This window comes from Stenotrophomonas maltophilia group sp. Smal13 (genome assembly GCF_030236855.1).
GTDB classification, from domain to species: domain Bacteria; phylum Pseudomonadota; class Gammaproteobacteria; order Xanthomonadales; family Xanthomonadaceae; genus Stenotrophomonas; species Stenotrophomonas maltophilia_A.
In genome coordinates this window covers 19,349-38,225 of sequence record NZ_JASJSQ010000001.1, presented here as the reverse complement: position 1 = coordinate 38,225, position 18,877 = coordinate 19,349, and the positions used below count along the sequence as shown (strand labels likewise).

Below are 18,877 nucleotides of genomic sequence, written 5' to 3'. Positions count from 1 at the left end.
GACGCGCCGCATCGAGGATTCCCACCCAGATGAGCACCACGTCCCAACCTGCTGTCCCCGCGAACGACCGCGCCGCCCTGCGGCGGTCGATCTCCAACACCCTCAAAGGCTCCGCCGGCAACCTGGTGGAGTGGTACGACGTCTACGTGTACTCGGTGTTCGCCGTGTACTTCGAATCGCAGTTCTTCTCGCCCGACGACAAGAACTCCACGATGTACGTGTGGGCGATCTTCGCGGCGACCTTCCTGATGCGCCCGATCGGTGCCTGGTTCTTCGGCCGCTTCGCCGACCGCCATGGCCGCCGCCTGGCACTGACCGTGTCGGTCACGCTGATGGCGCTGTGTTCGTTCCTGATCGCCATCACCCCCACCGCCGCCAGCATCGGCATCTGGGCCGCGGTCATCCTGCTGTTCGCGCGGCTGCTGCAGGGCTTCGCCACCGGTGGCGAGTACGGTGCCAGCGCCACCTACATGTCCGAGGCCGCCATTCCCGGCCGCCGCGGCTTCCTGTCCTCCTTCCACTACGTCACCCTGGTCGGTGGTCATGTGCTGGCCCAGCTGACGCTACTGCTGATGCTGACCTTCTGGGGCAAGCCGGAAATCTCCGAGTGGGGCTGGCGCATCGCCTTCGGCATCGGTGGCATCGCCGCAGTGGTGGTGTTCTGGCTGCGTCGTGGCATGGACGAGTCGCTGTCGGAGTCGTCCATCGAGGCCGCACGCGAGGGCAAGGCACAGAAGTCCGGCTCGATGTACGAACTGTTCGTGCACCAGTGGCGGCCGCTGCTGCTGTGCTTCCTGATCACCGCCGGCGGCACCGTGGCCTTCTACACCTATTCGGTGAACGGCCCGAAGATGATCCAGAGCGCCTTCGCCGGCAACGACCCGATGACCGGCACCCTGATCAACCTGGGCGTGCTGGCGTTCCTGATGGTGCTGCAGCCGGTCGGTGGCTGGCTGTCGGACATCATCGGCCGCAAGACCCTGCTGGTGTTCTTCGGCGTCGGCGGCGTGCTGTACAGCTGGTACCTGATCACCCAGCTGCCGCACCAGCATGACGCCACCCTGGCCTTCCTGACCCTGGCCATGGCGTTCGTCATCCTCACCGGTTACACCTCCATCAACGCGGTGGTGAAGGCCGAGCTGTTCCCCACCCATGTGCGCGCACTGGGCGTGGGCCTGGGCTACGCGCTGGCCAACTCGCTGTTCGGCGGCACCGCCCCGCTGCTTTACCAGGGCGCGCTGAAGACCGGCCACGTCGACTGGTTCGCCATCTACGTGACCGCGACGATCGCGGTATCGTTGGTGGTCTATGTGTTCTTCCTCACCAACAAGGGCCCGAACTGGCTCGACGGCACCCGCAAGTAAGCGCGTTGACCTGATCGCGGCCACCGGTGCAATGCCGGTGGCCGCTGCGTCTCCCGCCACGCCTCTGATGTGGATCGCGGCGACGCTGGCCGCAGCCACGGCATTGGCCTGGCTGCTGCGCCGCCCCAACGCACCGGTTACACCTCCATCAACGCGGTGGTGAAGGCCGAGCTGTTCCCCACCCATGTGCGCGCACTGGGCGTGGGCCTGGGCTACGCGCTGGCCAACTCGCTGTTCGGCGGCACCGCCCCGCTGCTTTACCAGGGCGCGCTGAAGACCGGCCACGTCGACTGGTTCGCCATCTACGTGACCGCGACGATCGCGGTATCGTTGGTGGTCTATGTGTTCTTCCTCACCAACAAGGGCCCGAACTGGCTCGACGGCACCCGCAAGTAAGCGCGTTGACCTGATCGCGGCCACCGGTGCAATGCCGGTGGCCGCTGCGTCTCCCGCCACGCCTCTGATGTGGATCGCGGCGACGCTGGCCGCAGCCACGGCATTGGCCTGGCTGCTGCGCCGCCCCAACGCACAGGCCGCGTGGCCGCGCATCGGATTCGGGATTGCCCTGCTGGTGTTCTGCGCCGCGCTGGCGCTGCAGCTGGCGGTGGACCTGGGCAGCGGCCACAGCTCGCTGCAGCTGCGCCTGCACCGCGGCATCAATTCCGGGTCGCCGGTTGGACTGCGCACGATGGTGGCGTGCTATCTGGCAGCGCTCGCCGCCAGTGGCTGGGGCGCGTGGAAGCTGCTGCGCCGGCGCTGACGAATACCCGGGCGTGCCGGACGCTGGCCGGCAACGCCACCTCTTTCGGTAGTGCCGGCCGCTGGCCGGCAACTCCACATTCTTTCGGTAGTGCCGGCCGCTGGCCGGCAACGCCACATTCTTTCGGTAGTGCCGGCCGCTGGCCGGCAACCTCATGAACCTCCGGAAAGAGCAGGGAGTTGCCGGCCAGCGGCCGGCACTACCTCAACGGCGGGCCGCTTCGCTCTTGTCGCGCGCGCCGCGGAACTCCGATTCCTTTTCCCACGTCGGCCAGCGGCGGCTGTTGGCCAGCTCGGCACCCAGGTCGTAGACCAGCAGGGTGTCGGCGGCGTGGCCACTCGGGTCCCAGCTCGGCGTCCACGCATCGCAGGCCTGGTGGTAGCAGTCGGCGAAGTACTTCTCGCGCAGCGCGCGGCCGGCTTCAACGCCGCCGTCCAGCTTATCCAGGCCCGGGCCGATGGTGATCGCCGGCACGCCCAGGCGGGCGAAGGCGAAGTGGTCGGCACGGTAGAAGAAGCCGGCTTCCAGGTTCGGGTCCGGGCTGTAGCTGCGGCCGCGGGCCTTGGCCACGCGCTCCAGGTCACCCTCCAGCGAGACCCGGCCCTTGCCCCACGAGGCGATGTCACGGGTCGCACCATCCGGGCTGAACATCTCGATGTTCAGTACTGCGGCGGTCTTGTCCAGTGGCGCCAGCGGGTGTGCGGCGTAGTAGCTGGCGCCCAGCAGGCCCTTCTCTTCAGCGGTAAGTGCCACGAAGTACAACGTGCGCTGCGGCTGCGGGCCGGCGGCGAACACCCGGCCCAGTTCCAGCACGGTGGCCACACCGGTGGCGTTGTCGATCGCGCCGCGGCGGATGCGGTCACCCTTGGCGTCCGGCTGGCCGATGCCGAAGGCATCCCAGTGCGCGGAGAAGATCACCGCCTCGTCGCCATGCTCGCCACCGGGCAGCTTGGCCACCACGTTGCGGGTCACCACCTGCTCGCGCTTCAGTGCGAAGTCCACGCTCAGCTTCGCGTTGTCCAGCGCCACCGGGCGGAAGTCGGCGCGCATCGCCTTGCGCTTCTCGGCATCGAAGTCGAGGCCGGCGTCGGCGAAGATCGCCTCGGCCAGTTCGCGCTGCATCCAGCCACGCAGCGGGGTGTGCTGGGCCATCGCCTCGGCCTGGCCGCGCTCGATGTCGAACAGCGGCGAGGTACCCGAGCTCTTCACCGTGGCCCAGCCATAGGCGGCCGGCGCGGTCTCGTGCACGATCAGCACGCCTTCGGCGCCACGGCGTGCGGCTTCCTCGAACTTGTAGGTCCAGCGGCCGTAGTAGGTCACCGCCTTGCCGTCGAACGCGCCCGGCGCATCGGCTTCGAAATCGGCGTCATTGATCAGCACGACGGCGATCTTGCCGTGCAGGTCCACATCCTTGTAGTCGTTCCACTGGCGTTCCGGCGCGTCGATGCCGTAGCCGACGAACACCAGCGGCGCATCCTTGATCTGCACGCGCTTGCGCGGCTGCAGGCTCTGCAGGGTCACGTCCACGCCGTTGGCCAGCGCGCGCTTGCCCTGCTTCAGCGACAGGCTGGCCTTGGCCGCACCCTCCAGCTGTGCGCGCACCAGCGGCACCGGCTGTACCCAGCTGCCATCCACGCCACCCGGCTGCAGGCCGTAGCTGCGGAACTGCTCGATCAGGTACTGCACCGTGCGCTCTTCGCCCTCGGTGGCCGGCGCGCGGCCCTCGAATTCATCCGACGCCAGCACATGCACGTGGCGCGATAGTGCCTGCGGATCGATACCGCCGCCGGGCAGGTCGTTGGCCGCATGGGCCAGGCCACCGACAAACAGGCAGGACGACAGCAGCAACACGCGCATCGGATTCACGGCAGTACCACGGCTAGCTTGGAAGTCACCAGAGTGTAACGTGGTCGTGACATCACGGCGCAGCCTGGGTCCACGTCATCCACGCATGACGTGGATCTACCTGCTGATGCGGTCCAGCCAGCAGGCCAGGCCCTGCGCGTTGAGTTCGATGTCCATCGCCAGCACCGCAGTCACCGCCGCATCGTCCAGCGCACAGCCATGCAGCTGTGCGCGTTCCAGGTACAGCGCCTGCAGTGCGGCCAGCAGGCAGCGGTGGCGGTCCGGTCGGCCATCGCACTGGCGGCCGATGGCGGCCATCGCATCGATCTGCTCGAACAGGTCGTCGGCCAGTTTCTCCACCTGTTCCACACGACCGTAGTGGGTCAGGTACATCGCCTGCGGCGCGTAATCGAGCATGCGCCGGATCGAGGCCTTCATCGCCTCCGGATCGAACTGCACCGGCGATGAGGTGGGGAAGATGAAAGCACCCTGCGCACTGTCCAGCTCGCGGTAGGAGATACCGAACGTATCGCCGGTGAACCAGCTGCGGCTGCGCGCATCCCACACGCAGTAGTGGTGCAGCGCGTGGCCCGGGGTATGTAGCAGCACCAGCTCGCGGCCGGCCAGATCGATGCGGTGGCCGTCTTCGGCCGCCACCACACGGTGCTCCGGAATCGCCTCGATGCGGCCATAGCTGCGCGCGATCTCTTCGGCGCCATACACCGCCGTGGCACCCGCAATCAGGCGGGTCGGATCGATCATGTGAGGCGCACCGCGCGGGTGCAGCACCGCCTTCGCATTCGGCAACTGCTGCATCAGCAGGCCTGCACCGCCTGCATGATCCAGATGCACGTGGGTGAGCAGCAGCCAGTCCACTGCCTCCACGTCCAGGCCGGCCTCTGCCAGCGCCTGCAGCATCGCCGGCACCGACAGACCGGTGCCGCAGTCGACGAACGCAGCGCGGCCGTTTTCAACGATCAGATAGGCAGCGTCGAAATCCGGGCGCTGGAAACCGGTATCGATGGTGTGGATGCTGGGGTCGGCGGTCATCGGCACGCACCTGGCAGGATCGGGAACAGACCCCCATGGTAGGCGCGCAGGCGGCCCGGGTTCGATGCGGCTTTGGTCGGGTAGTGCCGGCCGCTGTCCGGCAACCTCGGGATAGTCAGGAGAATGCATGTGCCGGCCAGCGGCTGGCACTACCGATCAGCCGGAGCGCAATGCGAACCGCGGCCGCAGCAACAGGGCCAACACCAGCACCGCCAGGAACGCGCCGTAGGCGTACAGCACCGCCAGCACCTGCGGCCAGATCGGGCCGGCGCCGGGCTGCACCACGCCAATGCGGTAGCCCCACAGCATCGACACGATGCTCAGCGCGAATGCGAGCACCAAGGTGGTGGTATCGAACAGGCGCCGCCGCGCGGTACGCGGCTGGCGCGGGAACAGCCAGTACAGGCTGCCCAGCAGCAGGAACCAGGGCAGGAACAGCAGCAGCGACAACCAGGCCATCGCAGACTCCATGTCATTGCGCCGGAGGCGCGCGGACATCATGCCATGACCTTCGTTCACGGGTAGTGCCGGCCGCTGGCCGGCATTTCCGGGAGCCTGGGGAACGTGCAGTTGCCGGCCAGCGGCCGGCACTACCCTTACGCTTCGCGCAGCATGGCCAGGGCCGCCAGCACGGCGTCCACCTCGGCGTCCAGCTTGAACAGCTCGCTCTGCAGCTGGTCACCCTGCTCGGCCTGCTTGATCACCGCGATCAGCTGGCCGGCATCGCGCGGCGAATCGAAGCCTTCGCTCTGGATCAGCAGGGTGCCGTCACCAGCGGTCAGCTTGAAGTAGAAGCGGCCATCCTTTTCACGGTACTGCTTGAACAGCGGCGGTGCCACGCGAGCTACGCCGGCATCCTCGCTGGCGATATCGCCCGCGCTGGACAGATCACGCAGGCCGACCGCATGGCGCAGCTCGTCCAGCAGCGGTGCCGCCAGCTGCTCGCGCAGCTGCTGGCCACGGCGCTTGAGCAGCGCCTCGATCTTCTCCGGCTCGGCCATCAGCGCGTTGTAGCGCTCGCGCAGCGGCGAGAGCTCGCTGTCGATGCGCTCGAACAGCTGCTGCTTGGCATCGCCCCAGCTGATGCCGGCAGCGAACGCCTTGGCGAATTCCGCGGTCTGTTCCGGGGTGGCGAACGCCTGGTACATCTGGAACAGCGCCGAGCCCTCGGTGTCCTTCGGCTCGCCGGGTGCGCGCGAGTCGGTCAGGATCGAGAACACCAGCTTCTTCAGCTCCTCGCGCGGCACGAACAGCGGAATGGTGTTGTGGTAGCTCTTGCTCATCTTGCGGCCATCCAGGCCCGCCAGCGTCGCCACCTGCTCGTCGATCACCACGTCCGGCAGCGGGAAGTACTCCTTGCCGTACACATGGTTGAAGCGCTGGGCGAAATCACGCGCCATCTCGATGTGCTGGATCTGGTCACGGCCCACCGGTACCTGGTTGGCCTTGAAGATCAGGATGTCGGCGGCCATCAGCACCGGGTACATGAACAGGCCGACGCTGACGCCTGCGTCCTCGTCCACGCCTTCCTCGCGGTTCTTGTCCACCGCCGCCTTGTAGGCGTGCGCACGGTTGAGGATGCCCTTGCTGGCGATGGCGGTCAGGAACCACATCAGCTCGGTGGTCTCGCGGATGTCGCTCTGGCGGTAGAACCACACGTGTTCCGGGTCCAGGCCGCAGGCCAGCCAGCTGGCCGCGATCTCCAGGGTCGCGCGCTGGGTGCGCTGCGGGTCCTGGGACTTGATCAGGCTGTGCAGGTCGGCCAGGAAGAAGAAGCTCTCGATCCCCGGCGCGCGGCTGGCCGCGATGGCCGGACGGATGGCGCCAACGTAGTTGCCCAGGTGGGGCGTGCCGGAGGGGGTGATGCCGGTAAGGACTCGGGTCGTCATGACTGCGTGGGGTAACCTTCGATGAACGGGGCCAGTTTACCTTGCACGCCACCAACCCCGTCAGGGCCTGCGGTGCGTTCATTCACGCAACCCCGCTGGAGACGCCCGATGAAACGCCTGCTGCCCCTGCTGCTGATCCTGCCCCTGGCCGGCTTCCGCCCGGCCCCGATGCCGCCGCCGGTGTACGAGGGCGGCCCCGTGCGCATGGCCCTGGTCGACCGCGACCGCGGCACCGAACTGCGCAGCTACCCCGCCGAGGGCCAGCGCTGGGTGGCCGGCGAGCGCGGCCACCGCTATGCCGTGCGCCTGTACAACGACAGCCCGCGCCGGGTGCTGGTGGTGCTGTCGGTAGACGGCGTCAACGTCATCTCCGGCGAAGATGCCGATCCTTCGCAGACCGGCTACGTGCTCAATCCCGGCCAGCGCGCCGACATCACCGGCTGGCGCAAGAGCCAGGACGAAGTGGCGCAGTTCGTGTTCAGCAGCCCCAGCGGCAGTTATGCCAGCCGCACCGGCCGCCCGGACAACATCGGCGTGGTGGGCGTAGCGGTGTTCGAGGAAGCGCGCCGCTGGCGTCCGGATCCGATCCTGCGCCGTGGCCTGCCGCTGCCAGCCCCGGCGGCGGAAGCGTCGGCCGATGCCAGCGCCAGCAGCAGCCGCATCGAGGGCTATGCCAGCAAGTCGCAGGCGCCAGCGCTGGGCACCGGCCACGGTGCACGCGAGCAGTCTTCGGTGCGCGATACCGACTTCGAACGCGCCAGCCGCAGCCCCGCACAGGTACTGCAGCTGCGTTACGACAGCGCCCGCAACCTGCGCGCACGCGGCATCCTGGTGGATTCGCCGTCGCGCCTGCCGCGCGAACCACAGGCCTTCCCCAACCGCTACGTGCCGGACCCGCCGGCGCGCTGATCGTCCCGCCCAGACAACACAACGCCCGCAACCTCTCGGTGCGGGCGTTGTGCCGTGGGGGAAACCGAAGTGCTTACTTGTAGTCCGGGTAGTCCTTGCTCACGGCGTCCTGGAACTCACGCACTTCCTTCTCCGCGCGGTCCTTGGCCCAGCCATAACGTTCCTGCAGGCGACCGGCCAGATACTCGGCATTGCCTTCGGCCACGTCGAAGTCGTCGTTGGTCAGATCGCCCCACTTGGCCTGGGCCTTGCCCTTCAGCTGCGACCACTTGCCGGAAATGATGTCTTTGTTCATTGCTGGGAGTCCTTGGTTGCAACGGCGTTCTTACCGTGGCTCCAGCTTCGCGCAGCGGCTGTTGAATACCGGTCAACCGGCAATGAAATAGATGCTCACCTGCTTGAATGGTTCACTCCGCTTCGACAGCACGCAGCGAAAAGCACGCGCAAAAAAAGGCCGGGGAAATCCCCGGCCTTTTCTCTTTCCGTTCCGTGCAGGGCTCAACGGCCCTTCGCGGTGTCCTCGACCTTCTCGCCCGCCTTCTGCACGTCCTTGCCGGCACCGGCAATGGTGTTGCAGCCGGCCAGCAGGGCCACCGAGAACATCGACAACAGCATCAGGGCAACTACGCGCTTCATGGGCTTCTCCTTGGGTTTGCCGCTACACCGCTTCATTCGCGGATGGGATTGTTTCGCTCGGCGGGAGAAGGCCAACGCCCACCACCGCCGCGTGAAGTGCAATCTGGCGGCAGTGGCGTGGAGCGGGCGTGAACGGATCACAGATCCGTTCAGGCGGCGCCGTCAGTCACGCATCAGGGTGGACTTGCCGAACAGGCTTTCGACCAGGTCCACGGCCAGTTCGGCGGTGGCATTCTGCTTGTCCAGCAAGGGGTTGAGCTCGACGATGTCCAGCGAACCCATGCGCCCGGTGTCGGCGATCATCTCCATCACCAGCTGCGCCTCGCGGTAGTTCACCCCGCCCGGCACAGTGGTGCCCACGCCCGGCGCGATGCTGGGGTCGAGGAAGTCCACATCGAAGCTGACATGCAGATGGGTGTTCTCGTCGATGCCGGCCAGTGCGGCTTCCACCGCGCGCTTCATGCCGTTCTCATCGATGTAGCGCATGTCATAGACATCCACCTTGTGGGTCTTGATCAGGCGCTTTTCTTCCGGGTCCACCGAGCGGATGCCGATCTGGTGCATCTGCGCCGGGGTGATCGCCGGCGAGGTGCCGCCCAGGCGGGTCAGCGCATCCGGGCCAAGGCCGCACAGGCAGGCCACCGGCATGCCGTGGATGTTGCCCGACGGGGTCACATCGCTGGTGTTGAAGTCCGAATGCGCATCCAGCCACAGCACGCGCAGGGTCTTGCCCTGTTCGCGGCACCAGCGCGCCACCGCAGTGATCGAACCAATGCCCAGGCAGTGGTCGCCGCCGAGCATGATCGGCATGCGGCCAGCCTGCAGTTCGGCATAGCTGGCTTCCATCAGCGCATGGTTCCACGCCACCACTTCATCCAGGTGGCGGTAGCCTTCCACCGGCGCGGTCCACGGATTGCGCGGGCCATGCAGGTTGCCCAGGTCGCGCACGTCCACGCCGCGCGCCTCCAGCGCCTCCGGCAGGCCCGCCACGCGCAGCGCTTCCGGGCCAAGCCGGGCACCACGATGGCCCGCACCCACGTCGGTGGGAACGCCAATCAGGGATACGGAGATGGGATGGGCCATGGGTGCCTCCTGCGGGGGGAAAAAGAAGCACAGTCTAGCCAGAGCTGTGTGACACCACTCGCGGCGGTGCAGCAGGGCATTGGCATGGCATGATGCCGCGCGGACCCGACCGCCCTTCATGGAAGATTGCGATGTCGCCCTTCGTCAACACTGCCTGGCCGCGCTTTTTCATCGTGGCACTGCCCATCGCCCTTTTTGCGGTTCTGTTGAACAGCACGGTTGATGCGACGCCGAACGGTTGGTTGATCCAGATGGCGCTCCTGCTGGTGCCGTTCTCGACCCTGGTATTCCTCGGGTTGGGTTGGCAGCGTCTGCGCAAGGCACACGCTGAATATCCAATCCTGAAGAGCGAACTGCACCGTATGCTGTCGGCGTTGATCGGCAACGTAAAAGTGGCCGCGCTGTGGTTCGGGCTGACCTTGGTCGGAACGTTCGCCCTGATGCTGACGTGGGTATTGCTGCGGAAGACGTGTGGCTGACGCGCGGCGGGTCGCGCTCAGAGAATCGCCGACGACCACGCTTCGGTGCGGAACAGGCGCTTCTTCAGCACGTCGATCCGCCATTGCCCTGCCACGCGCTTGAGCACGAACAGGCGTTCGTAACGTAGCGCGCGGGATTTCTGTGCATGGTCACGTACCAGCACTTCGGCCTTGGAGGCCGTCGGCTGACCGACGGCGGCCAGCAGATCCTCCGGCACGTGCACCGGCGGATTGCCCACCGACATGCCCGTGGAATACACCCGCTTCCGGTCGGTACACCAGGCCGCAAGGATGTTCGCGCGCTCCTGTTGGAATGATGGACTACCGAGCAGGTCTCCACCGGCCTTGGCATCACGGTAACCACGCGTTTCCCACGCATGGCAGGCCAGCATATAGCCACGCACCACGGCTGCCGGTTCCCCTTCTGCGGCCGGTTCAGGCCACACAAGCGGCGGCGCCTCCTCCAACACCGGTGGCATCTGTGCGCCCGCTGCCTGCAGGCACTGCACCACAGCCGCATGCCCGCGCGCTCCGGCCAGCGACAGCGCATTGCGTCCTTCGAAATCCACGCGTGCAACATCAGCACCGCCAGCCAGCAACAGCTCGACCATCGGCAGATGACCGCCCTGCGCCGCCACCATCAGCGGTGTGCGATGCAGTTCCGGCGAGGCCACGTTCAGCGAGGCGCCGCGCGCGATCAGCAGGCGTCCGATGTCTGCGTCGTTGCGCTCGGTCGCCCATCCCAGTGCGGTAAGGCCCACCGCCGTGCAGGCATGCTCGATGTTGGCACCGCGGTCCAGCAGCCGCGCCACCGCGTCAGCCTTTCCGGCGATCACCGCCGACAACAACGGCGTGCGTCCGGTGCCTTTGTACCGCCACTCGATGTCCGCGCCGGCATCCAGCAGCGCATCGATACGGTCGAGATCCTGTTGTTCGGCCGCCTTGGCCAGGAGGTGGGACATGGGGGGGCTTCCATAGGGTTGGCACAGGCCCGGCAGCTTAGTGTCATCGCAACGCCGGGGCCACTTTGTACCGGCGTGCAGCACCGATGCCATTGGCCGCTTATGATGATCCGGTGGGTGAACTGCGCGGGCAGTTAAGTTGGCTTTACACGTCGTTTCGCCCTGCGCGCAGGTGGCTGCGCGGCGATGGGCCATTTGCCCGCACGTTCCAGCGCTGCGCGATATGTCGCTTTTGCCATGCAACTGCGCAGAACAAGCCAATCGCGATAATTCATTTTTCCTTTCAGATCACCCGATGCCATCGAAACAATCGACTGGTAGGCGGGGATTTGGCGTGCGCATGATGAATCGCCACCCGCAAAGGTGGTCGGGACTTCCAAGCCCGTTTGATTGAAGCTGTATACGCTTGCCAGCCGGCGTCGTCCTCCCAAGAGCGGCGTCGGCTGGCAATCCGTTCGCCGATCGACGGCGGGCGGTGCGTGGGGGCCCTGTGCCCGCCGGCTTATCGATCTCCGGTCTTGGAAGCCACGCATCGCCCGCCACCCTCTTCGGGTGGCACCTCTGTTCCTGACGAGGATGCCCGCATGTCCAACGCCCATCACCCCTACCTGACCGCAACCCTGGGCGAGGCCGCCCTGCGCCTGCCGCCGGAACTGGCGCAGCCGTTGGAAGCGGCCTTCGCCGCTGCGAACGAGGCACCCGCGCCGATCAATCTGCCCGGCTGCCTGCAGCGCATCCGCGCCGGTGATGCCGCCGACGGACAGCCGTGGACGGGGCCCGCCAGCACACCCGGCCAGGCAGTGGCCGCCGCACGCCGGGACCGCGCTGCGGTTGGCCTGGTGTCGCTGCTGGAGCTGTATCACGCCGCTGAGCGCGTGCGCGTAGACGGGGAAGAGAAAGACGATATCGGCGATGGCACGCGCGAAGGGCTGATATTGGCCTGTCGGGGGTTGGCGGAGTATGTGGCGTTGCAGGTGGGCGGGGCTCAGTAATGGGGAATGCTGAGATCCCCAACGTGCAGGTACAACGCGTCGCAACCCCGGCTAACGAATCAGGCAGACCCGCTGCTGGAATGAGCACACCCTACCCAAACCTGAAACCTGTTCTCGTTGAGCTGCGGCTGGACGAAGTGGATTCGCGCGGCGGCGCTGTTGCCGAGATGATCGCGTCCACCGCACGCCCCATGGCGCGTTCCATGAGTCCTGAACTCATGTGGTATAGCTTCGTCTTGAATGACAGAGCCATCACCCGAATCCGTCCCGGCACGCGGATACACTGCACGATCTCATTCATCAATTACGAAGGTGCGAAGGAGGCGTTCCCCTGTGGCACATTGGCCGCCTTCGGAGACGGATCGTCGACAAGAGGCTTGATCCGCATCATCCGGTTTGATTGAATCTGTTCGCGCCAGACTTTCTGAGATCGCCGAGCGTGAGCGAAATGCCCTGATGCTTTACACAGCGCTGGCGTGCAATCGCACACCCAAGGCCCGGGTCACCTTCAGGATGGTCGCGAAATCCGGGCTGCGCTCGCCCGACAGTGCGCGATACAGACTCTCACGCGACAAGCCCGCCGCACGCGCAACCTTGCTCATGCCCTGAGCGCGAGCGATATCGCCGAGCGCCTTGGCGATAAATGCAGAATCACCGTCGCTTTCTTCGATGCAGGCGTCGAGATAAGCCGCCATCTCCTCCGGCGTCCGAAGATGCTCGGCCACATCAAATGATTTGAGTTCAACTTTTCTCTTGATGGCCATGATGGGACAGCTCCGGTACTTCAGTATTGAGTCATTTCGCCTACAGCCAGTTCGATGCTCACAGGGCACGCGCAATCTCCCTGGCCTTCTCGATATCGCGCTGCTGTGAACCCTTGTCGCCTCTAGCCAGCAGACAAGTTAACTTCCTACGCTACTGGCCGTAGCCTAAAATCCACGCTCCTCAGAAGATTGGTGGACAATTCCACCGCAACAGCAGCCCGCAGGAAAATTCAGATCGCTGGCCGCACGCCAAGCTGGAGAACTTGGCAAGAACGAAAGCGAGAACGCGTTGCCGGGATCAGCGTTTACTCGCTCTGATCACCTCACACAAACACGCAATACCCTGCGTTCTCATCAGTCGCATTGCGCCAACCTCCAACCCGCCCAGCCGTCTTGGCCGGGATACATCGCAGTTCGATTGATCCAGTGGGCATCCATATCCCCAAACTCGCGCTCCCATAGTGTCTACTCCGAGGTGGCCAACAACTGTCCGTCACGGCTATAGACCCGGTAGTAATAGCTGCTGCCGAACGGCGATGCGATACGCCCCGCGAGTCCGATGGCACTGTAGCGCCGCGTATAGGTCTTGAGCACGCAGCTGCCATTCTGGCTGTCGGCGCTGCGCAGCTCTTTCCCGGCATCGGAAGCCATCTGCCGCACCATCAGCCAGCTGGCAAACAGCAATAGAAGCAACGCAACCAGGCAAATCAAGACGCCTCGTGCAGCCCGCCCAGACTTGTGGCTACCTGCACCATTTGAATTGTTGTTCATCAACTTCGACTTTACCCAGAGGAACAAGCGAAAGCGCTTCTAGTGGATCGCGGGCAGCATCCAATGAGAGCCGCAAACGAGGATCGACCAGCTGAAGTTACAGGGCGCGAAGGTGTGATGCGAAGGCACCAGCATTGCGCCGACGGTATCAAGAAACAACGTGTGGACGCCCGTGAACCGGTACGCCACGTGAGCAGGCAGCCAAGGATAGCATTGGCCAGTGCACCGCCTCGCCAATGCTCGTCACCGCAGGGTGACACAGTTGGCCGGTAGCCGGACCACGGTGAGCAGCACGCTGTCGCATGGTGGTGAATCCCTGCTTTCACGACTGCGCCCTGCCCGAACCAGTGCTATTTCGGAATAGTTGCATAGACAGTCAAGAACCATCGGATCACGCTCCGATCCTTCGCCAACGTCCAGTCTCTATGCGAATTCTCATCTGTTGCTTAGCGCTTTTTGCATTGCCTGCTGCGGGCAGCCCCAGCTCCCCCACTCCTGAAGCGACGTTTGACCTGTACGCACGTGCTGCACTGGAGGATGATGAGGACGCTCTACGCGAGCTTAGTGCCCGTGGACAGGACCTCAAGCTTCCATATCCAAGCGAGATACTCGCCAGCGAGCTGATCAGGTCCATGCCGGATCATGCATTCGAGCGCGATGGCAACGCTGAAGAGGCAAGGAACGCGTGGACTGCAGCCGTCCTGCGCAACAGCCAATGCCGAGCAGTAAGCAGCCAGATCTGGCATCGGATCGAAACCGGCTATCGCGTTGCCGATGTCCGCTTCAGTTGCAAGGTCCCGGACATCAAGCGGTTGCGCAATCTTTACGATGCAGCATTCATCACCGAACAGGAAAGCACTTCCAATCGCTTCTGGTCGGCATATACGACGTTGCTGGAAAACGGTCCTTTCCGGCAGGCGCATGGTACGGCCAGACTCGTAGCCGCGCCCGGGAGCACCATGTGGCGCAGCGAGCCGTACAGCGGGGTTCGCTTTGGCAGAGTATTTGACGACCAGATCGCGGCCGAGATGGGCAGGCTCCTGGATCGCGCATGGAGTACGACATACATCAGCGACTCTACAGAACGCCTCTCCTATCTCAATCAACGTACGCTCATAAGAGAGTGTGATGAGCTGGTGGACGGCTATCGCCAATGCGCTGCACTGCTTGCACCGCAGGAACTGACAGGCGCCACTGACTTGGCAAAGCACTTGAATCGTCTGAAGAAGCAGCTCCCCGAGGACGAGCTGACGGAGGACTGCCGAGCGCTTGGACGGCATATCAGAGCCACTTGGAGCGATGCGTGCGATGGAAAATCATGCCCAGCCGCGTGTCGAGCCACCCGTTGGGACGAGTGAACGTCTCATGTTCAAACCCCCGTCCAGGTAGCCGTTACGCTGCCTTCGCTCCGCAATGCTGCTCCGACGCTACAGGCGTAACCGACTTCGATATCGTTTCGCCCACTGCGTCTGCCTGCACTTCCCGAGAATTTGAGCTGTCCAATGATGATCTCATCCCGCCATGTTTTGACCTCGATCCTGATGCTCACCCCGACTCTCGCAAATGCAGGCCCGGCCCCGCTGACGGCCGAGCAGACCTTTGACCTCTACGCGCGCACTATCATGGAGGATGACCAGGCTGCCAGGAAGCAGCTGGTCTCGGACGTCGACGCCTCTCTGATAACGCTCCGTAGCATGAGTGAGAACAAGGCATTCATGTCCAAGGTGTTTCCGGTAGCGAGCCCCCACTTCCCACTGCAACACTTCTCCTCGGCAAAGAACAACGGAAGCGTTGCCGAGTCCACCGATGCGTTTATCGCAACGGTCTTTCGCAACACGCAATGTCGTGCTACGCACAGCAACGTTTGGCACCGCATTTCCGATGGCTATCGTATCGCTGATGTCAGCTTCAGTTGCAATGTCGCTGATGTGACGCCTCTGCAGAGCCTCTTCGACGCAGCGATCTTCAATGATGAGGATTCGAACGGCGAAACCTTCTGGCCAAAGTATCTCACCACGCTGCGTGATGGGCCGTTCCGAGAAGTTCACGGCATCACACGGCTGCTGATGGCACCGGATGATGCTACCTGGCAGAGCAATCGCATGAACGGCGTGCTGCCTCAAGCCCAGGTTGGAGAAGATATCGGAACAGTACTCAAAGAGGCCTGGATGGCGGTCGAGGATTGGCCCTATCAGACCTTGTCCACCGTCGCGGATGGAATGAACGGCATCGCAGAATGCGATGATTTCGTTGCGCACTATCGCGGATGCGTGGCAAGGATTTCTCCGCATGAGGTAGTCGGTGCCAAGGAGCTTGCAAAGGAGCTGAAGGTGCGACGCAAAGATTCTTCCGAGCCTGAGCTGATACAGCATTGCAAAGCGCTTCGGTTGAAGGTAGCGAGCCAGTGGCCCGAGTCCTGCAGATAGCGCGCTAGCGAAGCCGCTGCGCTCATCATGCCCGGCGCACTCTACCTTCTTGCAGGGTGCGTCGCCGCGCAGGCCTCTAGACTGACTATCCCACCGAATCAATGGTGGGCGCTTCCCGCATCAATTCTGGTCAAACCTTGCGTACCAGCGACTTGATGGGTCCTTGTCACGGTCCTCGCCATCGAAAGAGTAGGATTGCAGTTCGTCTTGGTCCGGCGAGCGCAATGGCCTCATCACCCGATTGACAGTTACGTATCTCACAGGCGGCTCAGTCTCTCAGCCAAGCTCGGGCCGCGCACCCGCCCTGATCGCCAATCCACCGGCATACTCCAGGCATTGGATGCCTTCGTGCGACGAAAGATCGGTTCGAACCAGATCCAATCCGCCCAACCTCTCCAGCAGAGCGCGACTCACGAGGGTGAGCCAGTTGATCCCTTTGATGAAGCCGGCCAGCTTGAGCGAAGCTGCATAGGCGTGCGTATCGGCCTCCAGGCCCGGATACGTCCGCGCGATCGCATACTCCAGGTGTGAACAACTGTCGAAGTCGTAAGGCAGCACAGGAGACAGACCGGCATAGCCATGCTCAGCATCGACGCGGTCGGCTAGTCGCATCACCCATGCCTGAAAGCGATCAACATCATCCTGGCTCTTCAGCATCTGCCAAGGCATTGTAATTTTGATGTATGAGCGGCTGACGGACTCACATACTTCTCGCTCTGTCAGCACCTGCAGGCAATGCGATTCCGCTTCATGCACCGACCTCGCACTGTTGATGTTGAGCTCACGACCTTCCCCCTCCGCGCTGAATCGCTCCAGCGCGCCGTGCAATTTCTCGGGCGTCAACCGACCACGACGCCGATATACGATCGCGCGAAGGACGCCACCGAACTCCGCATGGAACTCGCTGAAGCAGGCCGCTATCTTCTTTCTGACCGCAGGCTGGTGGCCATGTCGAAAGTAGAGCGTGGCAATCAGCCCAAGCCTGATGACTGGCCGGCCTTTTGCGCTATTGAGTTCGATCTTGTCGACCTCACGCTCGATGTCGTCGATGCAGCTCATCGTGACCTCTGCTCATTGTGTTCCCGAATCGCGCCGGGTGTGTTTAGTCGGGATAGGTGGGGATTGTCGCGACCTGCATTGCTGCGCGGCGGCGATAGACGGGGCAGCCAATCCAATGCGTCAGAGAGACGCGGCTTATCGCGAGTGTTTGGACAAAGGGACGGATCCGGTGAGAATGACAGTCACGGATCACCTTCCGCGGAGGGTCGCAGCTTGCGCAGCAGGGTCTCGAGTGGATCCGTCAACGCAATCGCCAGCAAACACAGGCCGCCACAGAGCAAGGCAATTCCAGGCCCACGGATAGGGTGTTGCGGCAGCAGGTAGAGAAGAATTGCTGCGACCACCGCGCCGGCCAGACCGCAACGGATCTTCCTGCTACCAGAGAGAATCATGAAGACGTTGAGGGCAACAAAGAAGTAGAAAATCAGCTCCATTGCCAAACCCAGTGCAATACCGCGCGCCACGGGCGGGGCGATCCACGTTACCCAGAAGCTGTAGCCTTGAGCGAAGGCTACTGGGAGCGCCAAGCATGCCAACCCGTGCATCAGGAGGCGCGCCAAGAAGCTCATCGGCTTCGGCCACTGTTCAATGTACCTGCTGCGTGCTTCAAGGGACGGTCCTGGTCGGGGCGATGGTGGGACCTTACGCACGCTGTTACGCTGGGCTACCAGCAATGAGCATAAAGGTCGTTGGAGCACCCCTCGAATCGACAGTCACGTCAATGCGGTTGTGCTTGTTGAGGCAGATAGGTGGGCTTTGATTGCCTAGAGACGATCCTGTCCGCATCAATCTCACCGGTCCATACAATTAGTTTGAAAGCTGTATGGAGCACTGCCGATCCAGGCCTGGACTTTTCACCCGATCGCGCTTCTGTATGAATGGATGCTCATGGTCGCGCAGGGATCGCGCCGCTGTTGGCCTGTTGTCGCTGCCGAAGCTGTACCACGCCGCCGAGCGCGTTCGCGTGGATGGAGAAGAGAAAGACGATATCGGCGACGGCGCGCGTGAGGGTCTGATGTAGTAAACAACAGGAGATGCGGGTGTACCTTGAGCACCCGCCCCTTTGGGAGAAGCGATGAAAGGAGTCGTACTCGTCGCATTCGCCGCCTCCATCCTGGCAGGCTGCGCCACAACGATTGGATTGCCACAAGACATCCCTCCGGATGGCTATACCGAGCTGGTGTCCACGCCTCTGGGGCCATTCCGCTACTTCCGGTCTCTCTCCATTGTTCCAGGGCGCAAGGACCTGCCCGCTCTGGAATCGTTTCACTGCCCCAACACCCAGCACGAAATCCTGCTCTTGATGGCTGCTGGATCACCGGTTGACGTTGCCGATACCTGCATGCGCATTGATGCAGCAGCGAAGTTCTCCGAATCATGGATAGAAGCAAAGGCGAACAGATACCGGATTCTTCTCGCGCCAACGGATACCGCCGCGACGATACAGTCGCGTACTTTGGGATCGTTCTCGGGTGGGAAGACATTGGCACTTGCGGCTTCGATACATGACGACCGCGGACGGACAGTTGCAAACCTTGTCGATCTGGTCGCACACGAGACATTCCATGCGCTGGGTCATGCCACAAGGCACCCTCAGGCGCTTGATGAACGCGTCGCCTACTACGCCGGGCTCTGCGCACAGCTTCAGGTAAATGGCGTTGTTCGAGAGGATTCGCTGCCTGGAGCCGCCATCGGCACGGACGACGCTGCAGTGCAGCTGTCTTCGCAAGCAGCCTATCGTGTCCGTCTCGAGACCTATCCCCTTCTCGTCGATGGCCGCATTCGAATGAATGAACAGTCTGGCGAACGTATGCTCCAGCGTTGCAACCAACTCAGAAGGGGTCTTACGAGGTCGCGTTGAACACGCCTGCAGACCCGCATTCTTTCC

21 protein-coding genes and 2 pseudogenes are annotated in these 18,877 nt (G+C 63.6%); 11 read left to right on the top strand and 12 right to left on the bottom strand.

Annotated features, from left to right (window positions below; translation table 11 throughout):
* Positions 1-29: 29 nt before the first annotated feature.
* The 3 genes and pseudogenes from QRO95_RS00220 to QRO95_RS00210 all read left to right on the top strand — a co-directional run bounded on the left by QRO95_RS00220 (position 30) and on the right by QRO95_RS00210 (position 2,124).
* Positions 30-1,364 (top strand): MFS transporter, encoded by a 1,335-nt coding sequence (locus tag QRO95_RS00220; protein ID WP_010486964.1) that lies wholly within the window; start codon positions 30-32, stop codon positions 1,362-1,364.
* Between the two features lie 132 nt (positions 1,365-1,496).
* Positions 1,497-1,760, top strand: a pseudogene (locus tag QRO95_RS00215) (alpha-ketoglutarate transporter); the annotation flags it as partial.
* 67 nt (positions 1,761-1,827) lie between these two features.
* Positions 1,828-2,124: a hypothetical protein gene (locus tag QRO95_RS00210; protein WP_285301520.1), complete on the top strand. Its 297-nt coding sequence runs from the start codon at positions 1,828-1,830 to the stop codon at positions 2,122-2,124.
* A 204-nt stretch (positions 2,125-2,328) separates the two neighbouring features.
* Here QRO95_RS00210 and QRO95_RS00205 read toward each other — a convergent pair whose 3' ends face one another.
* The 4 genes from QRO95_RS00205 to QRO95_RS00190 form a co-directional block, all read right to left on the bottom strand.
* Positions 2,329-3,981 (bottom strand): M28 family metallopeptidase, encoded by a 1,653-nt coding sequence (locus QRO95_RS00205; RefSeq protein WP_197616590.1) that lies wholly within the window; start codon positions 3,979-3,981, stop codon positions 2,329-2,331.
* A 105-nt stretch (positions 3,982-4,086) separates the two neighbouring features.
* Positions 4,087-5,019 (bottom strand): MBL fold metallo-hydrolase, encoded by a 933-nt coding sequence (locus QRO95_RS00200; RefSeq protein WP_285301428.1) that lies wholly within the window; start codon positions 5,017-5,019, stop codon positions 4,087-4,089.
* A gap of 156 nt (positions 5,020-5,175) precedes the next feature.
* Positions 5,176-5,478, bottom strand: a complete 303-nt coding sequence (locus tag QRO95_RS00195) for a hypothetical protein (RefSeq protein WP_049421442.1) — start codon at positions 5,476-5,478, stop codon at positions 5,176-5,178.
* A gap of 137 nt (positions 5,479-5,615) precedes the next feature.
* Positions 5,616-6,908 carry a tryptophan--tRNA ligase gene (locus QRO95_RS00190; protein WP_285301426.1) on the bottom strand — a complete coding sequence of 431 codons (1,293 nt, stop codon included), beginning with the start codon at positions 6,906-6,908 and terminating at the stop codon, positions 5,616-5,618.
* Between the two features lie 108 nt (positions 6,909-7,016).
* On the opposite strand from QRO95_RS00190, the gene QRO95_RS00185 reads away from it, so the two are divergent.
* Entirely contained in the window at positions 7,017-7,817 is an 801-nt protein-coding gene (locus QRO95_RS00185) for a hypothetical protein (protein ID WP_285301424.1), read from the top strand.
* Between the two features lie 73 nt (positions 7,818-7,890).
* Here QRO95_RS00185 and QRO95_RS00180 read toward each other — a convergent pair whose 3' ends face one another.
* The 3 genes from QRO95_RS00180 to rocF all read right to left on the bottom strand — a co-directional run bounded on the left by QRO95_RS00180 (position 7,891) and on the right by rocF (position 9,536).
* Entirely contained in the window at positions 7,891-8,112 is a 222-nt protein-coding gene (locus QRO95_RS00180; protein ID WP_004153772.1) for a CsbD family protein, read from the bottom strand.
* A 203-nt stretch (positions 8,113-8,315) separates the two neighbouring features.
* The gene (locus tag QRO95_RS00175) at positions 8,316-8,453 is read right to left on the bottom strand and encodes an entericidin A/B family lipoprotein (protein WP_008266021.1); all 138 of its coding nucleotides are present in this window, start codon (positions 8,451-8,453) and stop codon (positions 8,316-8,318) included.
* 162 nt (positions 8,454-8,615) lie between these two features.
* Positions 8,616-9,536, bottom strand: a complete 921-nt coding sequence (gene rocF / locus QRO95_RS00170) for an arginase (RefSeq protein WP_032128182.1) — start codon at positions 9,534-9,536, stop codon at positions 8,616-8,618.
* 131 nt (positions 9,537-9,667) lie between these two features.
* On the opposite strand from rocF, the gene QRO95_RS00165 reads away from it, so the two are divergent.
* Complete coding sequence (locus QRO95_RS00165; protein ID WP_285301422.1) at positions 9,668-10,015, top strand: hypothetical protein; 348 nt, start codon at positions 9,668-9,670, stop codon at positions 10,013-10,015.
* Positions 10,016-10,032: 17 nt separating this feature from the next.
* Here QRO95_RS00165 and QRO95_RS00160 read toward each other — a convergent pair whose 3' ends face one another.
* The gene (locus tag QRO95_RS00160; RefSeq protein ID WP_285301420.1) at positions 10,033-10,977 is read right to left on the bottom strand and encodes an ankyrin repeat domain-containing protein; all 945 of its coding nucleotides are present in this window, start codon (positions 10,975-10,977) and stop codon (positions 10,033-10,035) included.
* 584 nt (positions 10,978-11,561) lie between these two features.
* Here QRO95_RS00160 and QRO95_RS00155 point away from each other — a divergent pair.
* Together QRO95_RS00155 and QRO95_RS00150 are read left to right on the top strand one after the other, a co-directional pair.
* Positions 11,562-11,969 carry a hypothetical protein gene (locus QRO95_RS00155; RefSeq protein WP_121505132.1) on the top strand — a complete coding sequence of 136 codons (408 nt, stop codon included), beginning with the start codon at positions 11,562-11,564 and terminating at the stop codon, positions 11,967-11,969.
* An 80-nt stretch (positions 11,970-12,049) separates the two neighbouring features.
* Positions 12,050-12,373: a hypothetical protein gene (locus QRO95_RS00150; protein ID WP_285301416.1), complete on the top strand. Its 324-nt coding sequence runs from the start codon at positions 12,050-12,052 to the stop codon at positions 12,371-12,373.
* Between the two features lie 57 nt (positions 12,374-12,430).
* Here QRO95_RS00150 and QRO95_RS00145 read toward each other — a convergent pair whose 3' ends face one another.
* Both QRO95_RS00145 and QRO95_RS00140 read right to left on the bottom strand, forming a co-directional pair.
* The gene (locus QRO95_RS00145; RefSeq protein ID WP_049431463.1) at positions 12,431-12,733 is read right to left on the bottom strand and encodes an addiction module antidote protein; all 303 of its coding nucleotides are present in this window, start codon (positions 12,731-12,733) and stop codon (positions 12,431-12,433) included.
* Positions 12,734-13,198: 465 nt separating this feature from the next.
* On the bottom strand, positions 13,199-13,504 hold the full coding sequence (locus tag QRO95_RS00140; RefSeq protein ID WP_285301414.1) for a hypothetical protein: 306 nt from the start codon (positions 13,502-13,504) through the stop codon (positions 13,199-13,201).
* A gap of 425 nt (positions 13,505-13,929) precedes the next feature.
* Here QRO95_RS00140 and QRO95_RS00135 point away from each other — a divergent pair, with 425 nt between their 5' ends.
* A complete protein-coding gene (locus tag QRO95_RS00135) occupies positions 13,930-14,862 on the top strand; it encodes a hypothetical protein (RefSeq protein ID WP_285301412.1) in 933 nt (310 codons plus the stop codon).
* Positions 14,863-15,006: 144 nt separating this feature from the next.
* Positions 15,007-15,930, top strand: coding sequence for a hypothetical protein (locus QRO95_RS00130; protein ID WP_285301410.1), 924 nt, complete (start codon positions 15,007-15,009; stop codon positions 15,928-15,930).
* Between the two features lie 120 nt (positions 15,931-16,050).
* Here the strand turns inward: QRO95_RS00130 and QRO95_RS00125 are convergent.
* Both QRO95_RS00125 and QRO95_RS00120 read right to left on the bottom strand, forming a co-directional pair.
* Positions 16,051-16,989: pseudogene (locus QRO95_RS00125) on the bottom strand (type VI immunity family protein).
* A gap of 182 nt (positions 16,990-17,171) precedes the next feature.
* Positions 17,172-17,453, bottom strand: a complete 282-nt coding sequence (locus QRO95_RS00120; RefSeq protein ID WP_285301408.1) for a hypothetical protein — start codon at positions 17,451-17,453, stop codon at positions 17,172-17,174.
* A 410-nt stretch (positions 17,454-17,863) separates the two neighbouring features.
* Here QRO95_RS00120 and QRO95_RS00115 point away from each other — a divergent pair, with 410 nt between their 5' ends.
* Complete coding sequence (locus QRO95_RS00115) at positions 17,864-18,010, top strand: hypothetical protein (protein ID WP_183080244.1); 147 nt, start codon at positions 17,864-17,866, stop codon at positions 18,008-18,010.
* Between the two features lie 54 nt (positions 18,011-18,064).
* A complete protein-coding gene (locus tag QRO95_RS00110; RefSeq protein ID WP_285301406.1) occupies positions 18,065-18,850 on the top strand; it encodes a hypothetical protein in 786 nt (261 codons plus the stop codon).
* The last annotated feature ends 27 nt before the right edge of the window (positions 18,851-18,877 follow it).

What these genes read in the sequence shown, in the direction of transcription:
- QRO95_RS00160 (WP_285301420.1), bottom strand. Translation starts at nt 10,977, where the DNA reads ATGTCCCACCTCCTGGCCAAGGCGGCCGAACAACAGGATCTCGACCGT.
- QRO95_RS00180 (WP_004153772.1), bottom strand. Translation starts at nt 8,112, where the DNA reads ATGAACAAAGACATCATTTCCGGCAAGTGGTCGCAGCTGAAGGGCAAG.
- QRO95_RS00155 (WP_121505132.1), top strand. Translation starts at nt 11,562, where the DNA reads ATGTCCAACGCCCATCACCCCTACCTGACCGCAACCCTGGGCGAGGCC.
- rocF (WP_032128182.1), bottom strand. Translation starts at nt 9,536, where the DNA reads ATGGCCCATCCCATCTCCGTATCCCTGATTGGCGTTCCCACCGACGTG.
- QRO95_RS00145 (WP_049431463.1), bottom strand. Translation starts at nt 12,733, where the DNA reads ATGGCCATCAAGAGAAAAGTTGAACTCAAATCATTTGATGTGGCCGAG.
- QRO95_RS00185 (WP_285301424.1), top strand. Translation starts at nt 7,017, where the DNA reads ATGAAACGCCTGCTGCCCCTGCTGCTGATCCTGCCCCTGGCCGGCTTC.
- QRO95_RS00150 (WP_285301416.1), top strand. Translation starts at nt 12,050, where the DNA reads ATGAGCACACCCTACCCAAACCTGAAACCTGTTCTCGTTGAGCTGCGG.
- QRO95_RS00130 (WP_285301410.1), top strand. Translation starts at nt 15,007, where the DNA reads ATGATGATCTCATCCCGCCATGTTTTGACCTCGATCCTGATGCTCACC.
- QRO95_RS00175 (WP_008266021.1), bottom strand. Translation starts at nt 8,453, where the DNA reads ATGAAGCGCGTAGTTGCCCTGATGCTGTTGTCGATGTTCTCGGTGGCC.
- QRO95_RS00115 (WP_183080244.1), top strand. Translation starts at nt 17,864, where the DNA reads ATGAATGGATGCTCATGGTCGCGCAGGGATCGCGCCGCTGTTGGCCTG.
- QRO95_RS00195 (WP_049421442.1), bottom strand. Translation starts at nt 5,478, where the DNA reads ATGGCCTGGTTGTCGCTGCTGCTGTTCCTGCCCTGGTTCCTGCTGCTG.
- QRO95_RS00140 (WP_285301414.1), bottom strand. Translation starts at nt 13,504, where the DNA reads ATGAACAACAATTCAAATGGTGCAGGTAGCCACAAGTCTGGGCGGGCT.
- QRO95_RS00220 (WP_010486964.1), top strand. Translation starts at nt 30, where the DNA reads ATGAGCACCACGTCCCAACCTGCTGTCCCCGCGAACGACCGCGCCGCC.
- QRO95_RS00205 (WP_197616590.1), bottom strand. Translation starts at nt 3,981, where the DNA reads ATGCGCGTGTTGCTGCTGTCGTCCTGCCTGTTTGTCGGTGGCCTGGCC.
- QRO95_RS00165 (WP_285301422.1), top strand. Translation starts at nt 9,668, where the DNA reads ATGTCGCCCTTCGTCAACACTGCCTGGCCGCGCTTTTTCATCGTGGCA.
- QRO95_RS00135 (WP_285301412.1), top strand. Translation starts at nt 13,930, where the DNA reads ATGCGAATTCTCATCTGTTGCTTAGCGCTTTTTGCATTGCCTGCTGCG.
- QRO95_RS00190 (WP_285301426.1), bottom strand. Translation starts at nt 6,908, where the DNA reads ATGACGACCCGAGTCCTTACCGGCATCACCCCCTCCGGCACGCCCCAC.
- QRO95_RS00110 (WP_285301406.1), top strand. Translation starts at nt 18,065, where the DNA reads ATGAAAGGAGTCGTACTCGTCGCATTCGCCGCCTCCATCCTGGCAGGC.
- QRO95_RS00200 (WP_285301428.1), bottom strand. Translation starts at nt 5,019, where the DNA reads ATGACCGCCGACCCCAGCATCCACACCATCGATACCGGTTTCCAGCGC.
- QRO95_RS00210 (WP_285301520.1), top strand. Translation starts at nt 1,828, where the DNA reads ATGTGGATCGCGGCGACGCTGGCCGCAGCCACGGCATTGGCCTGGCTG.